At 74.0% G+C, this 5,352-nt stretch carries 4 protein-coding genes and 1 pseudogene; 1 reads left to right on the top strand and 4 read right to left on the bottom strand.

Annotation, left to right across the window (positions count from 1 at the left end; all coding sequences use genetic code 11):
* From LOY02_RS17615 to LOY02_RS17605, 3 genes are all read right to left on the bottom strand, one after another.
* A partial coding sequence (locus LOY02_RS17615; RefSeq protein ID WP_317183672.1) for a DUF3027 domain-containing protein occupies nucleotides 1-842 on the bottom strand: 842 nt, incomplete at its 3' end.
* A 3-nt stretch (nucleotides 843-845) separates the two neighbouring features.
* On the bottom strand, nucleotides 846-1,241 hold the full coding sequence (locus LOY02_RS17610) for a cold shock domain-containing protein (protein WP_317183671.1): 396 nt from the start codon (nucleotides 1,239-1,241) through the stop codon (nucleotides 846-848).
* A gap of 172 nt (nucleotides 1,242-1,413) precedes the next feature.
* A complete protein-coding gene (locus tag LOY02_RS17605) occupies nucleotides 1,414-2,370 on the bottom strand; it encodes an aldose 1-epimerase family protein (RefSeq protein WP_317183670.1) in 957 nt (318 codons plus the stop codon).
* Nucleotides 2,371-2,411: 41 nt separating this feature from the next.
* On the opposite strand from LOY02_RS17605, the gene LOY02_RS17600 reads away from it, so the two are divergent.
* Nucleotides 2,412-4,838, top strand: coding sequence for a helicase-associated domain-containing protein (locus tag LOY02_RS17600; RefSeq protein ID WP_317183673.1), 2,427 nt, complete (start codon nucleotides 2,412-2,414; stop codon nucleotides 4,836-4,838).
* Between the two features lie 15 nt (nucleotides 4,839-4,853).
* Here LOY02_RS17600 and LOY02_RS17595 read toward each other — a convergent pair.
* A pseudogene (locus LOY02_RS17595) lies at nucleotides 4,854-5,352 on the bottom strand (hydroxymethylglutaryl-CoA lyase); the annotation flags it as partial.

The raw sequence follows: 5,352 nt of genomic DNA, 5'->3' as shown, positions 1-5,352 counted from the left end.
TCTGCGGTGCCCTGGTCTGCGTCGCCCTGGTCTGCGTCGCCCTGATCGGCCTGACCCGACTGGTCCGCCCCCGCAGGCATCGGCTCCAGGTCGACGGCGAACTCGTCGACGATCGGCTCTCCCAGCGGAATCGGCGGGGGGTGCTCGACATCGGTCTCGGAGTGGGCGCCGCAGCCGTGGTCGAGCGAGACGACGTGCCCGTCGGATGGGCTCCACTCGTTGGCGCAGACACCGAAGACCGCGCGCAACGCCCCGGACATCGGCAGGAAGTAGCCGCACGACGAGCACCGAGCCGTGGCCTTGAGGGCGATGTCGGAGGTGGGGCCCCCGTCCCCGGCGTACCAACGGGTGGCGGCGGCGTCGCGGCCCTCTGCGGACAGGACTCGGGGACGTCCGAGACCGAGCTCGAAGAAGGCCATCTGGTCGACGTCCTCGTCGCCGGTCGCCTCGAACCCGGCCACGAGGTTCGGGTCGTCCGGCCGCCGAGGCAGGACGTCGCCGGCACCGAGGTCGCCGGGAGCGAGCCGATCGGCGTAGGGCAGCCACTCCGGCGCCAGGATGGCGTCGGGACCGGGCAGCAGGTTCGTCTCGCACACCGTGGCCACCTTGGACCGGGGCACCCGGGTGACGCTGACGCCCCACCGCCACCCGTGGTAGCCCGGGGACGTGCACTCGAACCAGTGCATCGCGAGCCGGTCCGCGAGCATCTCCATTCCCGTGTGCGCGCCGACGGTGCCCGGCTCGGCGAGCTCCTCGAGCGCCGCCCGGGCGAGGTCGACGGCGGCGAGGAGCGCGGCGTCGGCCTTGGCCGTGTCCCTTCGGGGTGTGAGCGTGGGTGCCATGGATCAGCCCTCGAGCTGGTCGGCGACCTTGCGCAGGGCCTGCGCGACCTTCGAACCGAACGCCTTGTCGGGGTAGCGGCCCTTGCGCAGGCCGTTGCTCACCTCGTCGAGGACCCGGATGACGTCCTCGACGATGGCGACCATCTCCTCGGCGGGCTTGCGGTCCCGCTCGCGGCGCTTGGCCGCGAGGGATGGCGCGGGGTCGAGCACGCGGACCTGGAGGGCCTGGGCGCCCTTGCGTCCCTCGACGATGCCGAACTCGACGCGAGTCCCCTTCTTGAGGGACGTGACACCCTCCGGCAGGGCGTTGGCGTGCAGGAAGACGTCAGTGCCGTCGTCCTCCGCGATGAAACCGAAGCCCTTGTCGGCGTCGAAAAACCTGACCTTGCCAGTCGGCACTGTCCACCTCGTTGCTCGTCTGATGCGCGCCGGCCACGTGGCCGAGCGTGTCCCAAGCCTAACCGCTGGCGGTGGGCCGGACTCCGGCGTGCTCAGCCAGGCACGATCCCACCCGAGGTCGGGGGTGAGCTCAGGGTGAGGTCTGGTGTGAGGTCCCCGGCGAGGTACCCCGTCAGGCAGCCGGTGAGATCCCCCACGTGCCGGTCCAGTCGTCGCCCGGGGCCAGCGTGATGAGCGAGTCGCCGGAGTTGAAGGCGTCGGCTGGGCAGGTCATCGGCTCCACGGCGATGCCGGGCTCGCCGAGGCCCTGCTCTGCCGCGCCGGTGAAGACCTGCACCCAGGGGAACGCTGCGTCGGCCCAGAGCACGACGTGGCCCGCGGACTCGCTGGCCACCTCGCAGCGCCACATCCCGTCGTCGTCGCGCCGGAGGTCGGTGAAGGCGGTGTCCAGTCGGGTCTCGCCGAGCGGCCGACCGTCGCGGAGGTCGACCGGGCTCCCGTCCACCGGCGCCCGGCCGGTCGGCAGCAGGCGGTCATCGACCTGGACCCACGTCGAGGCGGGCACGGTGACGGACACCTGGGCGAGTGGCGTGGCGCCGATCGCGAGGTAGGGGTGGGCCCCGTAGCCGAAGGGTGCGGGCGCAGCGCCGACGTTGCGGGCGGCTGTCGTGACGACGAGACCGGTGTCGTCGAGGACGTAGGTGGTGCGCAGGTCGAGCAGGTGCTCCCAGCCCGACTGGGGGTGGAGGCGGTAGCCCACCGTGACGGACTCGGGCTCGTGCTCGATGAGCTCCCAGACCGCCCAGCGGACCAGGCCATGACTGGCGTTGCTGCGCGAGACCTCGGTGATCGGCAGCTGCTGATCGTTGCCCGCCCAGCTGTAGCGACCGTCGCGGATGCGGTTGGGCCACGGCATGAGCTGCTGGCCGCGGCCGGTCCGGCACTGCTCGTCGGCGCCGAACCCGGCCACGAGCGGTGAGCCGTCCCTCGTCAGGGTGCGCAGGCCGCCGCCGACCTCGACGACGGTCGCCTCGAAGGGCCCGTGCCCGACCGTCCACTGCTGACCCGTGGGTGCGGGCGCCGCGGAGGCGACGGAGGGTCTGGGGGGCTCCGGGAAGAGAGCGCTCATGCTCCAACGCTAGTGGACCCGCGTAGGTTGGGTGGGTGGCCATGAACACTCGGCGGGCTCGCACGGGCCGGAGCCTGGCCGACGACATCCGTGCGCGGACCGACCGGGAGCTCGTCGCCCTCGTGCTCGCCCGCCCCGACCTCGCCCGTCCGGCACCCGCCGACCTGACGAGCCTGGCTGCGCGCGCCTCGACCCGGGCGAGCGTGCAGCGTGCAGTCGAGGCCCTCGACGAGGGGCGGCTCCAGGTGCTCGAGGCCCTCGTCGTCGCAGGCGAACCGGCCGAGACGACGAGCCTGCTGCCGCTGCTCGGGGTGGACGACACCGAGACGGAGCTGGTCCAGGGGCTGGTCGACGACCTGTGGGCTCGCGCGCTGTTGTGGCGGGGTTCGGACGGGACCCACGTCGTGCGGACCATCCCGGAGGTGCTCGGCCCCTCGGTGGCCGGGCTCGGGCCGTCCTTCCAGGACCTCCGGCCTGCGGGTCCGGTCCCGACCGAAGCCGAGTTGTGCACGGCCCTCGGCGAGGTGCCGGATGCCTCCCGCGCCGTCCTCGACCGTCTCACGTGGGGTCCGGCCGTCGGGGTCCGGCCGACCGGGACGGCCGGTCCGACCGGGACGGCCGGTCCGACCGGGACGGCCGGTCCGACGGGGACCACTGGGCCGACGGGCACGACCGGGACGACGGCACTGCAATGGCTCCTCGAGCACCGTTTGCTCGTGGCGACCGGCACTGAGCGGGTCGCCCTCCCCCGCGAGGTCGGCCTGCTGCTGCGCGGCGGGCGACTGCATCGGTCGTCGCGCCTGCGGGCGCCGGAGCTGCGCGGCCGGGACGTCTCGGCCCGGGTCGTGGACGCCGTCGCCGGCGGCGCCGCCAACGACCTGCTGTCCCGGATCGACGAGCTCGCGGCGGCCTGGGGCACCGAGCCGCCCCGGGTCCTGCGCGCCGGCGGGCTCTCCGTCCGTGACCTCAAGCTCGCCCGGCAGGCCCTCGACGTCGAGGACGAGCGCGCGGCCTTCGTCATCGAGGTGTCGTATGCCGCTGGGCTCGTCGGCGACGACGGAGAGATCGCGCCCGTCTGGGCTCCGACGCCCGACCTGGACGAGTGGTCGGCGAGCGAGGCCGGCCACCGTTGGGCGGTCGTCGCACGGACCTGGCTCACGTCGACGCGCGCAGCACACCTCGTCGGCACACGCATCGGGGACTCCCCGGCGAACGCCCTCGGACCGGACGTGCAGTGGCCGGCGATCCGCGGGATCCGCCGCGAGGTGCTGGCCGAGCTCGCCTCCCTCGAGCCCGGCACGGCAGCCGACCCGGCCTCGATCCGCGAACGGCTCCGCTGGCGGCGTCCGCTGCGGGCGGCCGGGCCCCTCGGCGAGGCCATCGCTGGGGTGCTCCGCGAGGCCGAGTGGCTCGGCGTCACCGGTCGAGGCGCCATCTCCTCCCCCGGTCGCGCCCTCCTGGGGATGGAAGGGCCGGCCGACGCGACGCCCTCGTCGAGTGGCCCCGGCGTCCACAGCCCCGGGGCGACCGGCCCGGGGGCGGCAGGGCCACTCGACGAGGTGGCTGCGGCGATGTCGCCCCTCCTGCCCGCCCCGGTCGACCACATCCTCGTGCAGGCCGACCTCACGGCCGTCGCACCGGGGCCGCTCGAGGGATCCCTGGCAGCCTTCATGCGCCTCGCCTCCGAGATCGAGTCCCGGGGCGGTGCCACGGTCCACCGCTTCTCGTCCGACTCGATCCGCCGGACCCTCGATGCCGGCTGGACGGCCGCCGATGTCCTCGACACGATCCGCAGAGCGAGCCGCACTCCCCTGCCCCAGCCCCTCGAGTACCTCGTGACGGACGTGGCGCGCAAGCACGGTGCGACCCGGGTGGGAGGCGCAGCGGCATACGTCCGCTCTGACGACGAGGCCGTCCTCGACGCGATGCTCGCGACGCGAGACTTCGCCGCCCTGCGCCTGCGGCGCCTGGCTCCGACCGTCCTCGTGTCACCGGCCGACCCGGGGGTGCTCGTCGAGATGCTGCGGGAGCACGGCTTCGCGCCCGTCGTCGAAGGACTCGACGGAGGCGTCGTCGTGGCCGGCGCAGAGCAGCGGAGAGCCCGACCGCGACGCCGGGTCGCACCCCCGACGACGACACCGGTCGACGAGTCCTTCACGACCGCGCTCGTCGCGGGGCTGCGCGCCGCGGAGGCGAGCGCCGACGAGCGCCGGGTGGAGGACGCGAGCCGGCCGGGTCCGGCCATTCCGACCACCGACCCCGTCGTGACGCTCGCGCTGCTCAGGGAGGCGATGGCCGACGGCCACGGCGTCTGGATCGGGGTGACCGACCGGCTCGGAGCCACGACGCGCCACCTCGTCCACCCCCGGCGCGTGGACGGGGGACGCGTCCACGCGACGGACGAGGCGGGTGTCGAGCGCACCTGGTCGGTGCACCGGATCACGGGCGCGACCCTCGACGCGCCCTGACCGTTCTCCGCGGAGTCAGTCGCCGCCGGCGAGCGCGCGCACGACGTTGGACGGGCTCGGCCGGCCGAGCTGCGCCGCCATCCACACGCTCGTCTCGACGAGCTGGTCGAGGTCGACCCCGGTCTCGACCCCGGCTCCGCTGAGCGCCCAGACGAGGTCCTCGGTGGCGAGGTTGCCCGTCGCCGACTTCGCGTAGGGGCACCCGCCGAGACCGCCCGTCGAGGCATCGACCACGGACACGCCGTCGCGCAACGCGGCCATGGTGTTGGCGAGCGCCTGTCCATAGGTGTCGTGGAAGTGGACGGCGACCCGATCGGTGCCGATGCCGCGAGCGTCGAGCGCCTCGAGCAGCCGGTGGACGTGCCCCGTCGTCCCGACCCCGATCGTGTCACCGAGGCTCAGCTCGGCACAGCCGAGGTCCATCAGGCGCTGCGCGACGTCGACGACCTGGTCGACCGGGACCGGCCCCTCCCACGGGTCACCGAAGCACATCGACACGTAGGCGCGCACCCAC

The organism is Intrasporangium sp., from assembly GCF_032907665.1.
Taxonomy (GTDB): domain Bacteria; phylum Actinomycetota; class Actinomycetes; order Actinomycetales; family Dermatophilaceae; genus Intrasporangium.
This window is presented reverse-complemented; position numbering and strand designations above follow the sequence as displayed.

What these genes read in the sequence shown, in the direction of transcription:
- LOY02_RS17600 (WP_317183673.1), top strand. Translation starts at nt 2,412, where the DNA reads ATGAACACTCGGCGGGCTCGCACGGGCCGGAGCCTGGCCGACGACATC.
- LOY02_RS17605 (WP_317183670.1), bottom strand. Translation starts at nt 2,370, where the DNA reads ATGAGCGCTCTCTTCCCGGAGCCCCCCAGACCCTCCGTCGCCTCCGCG.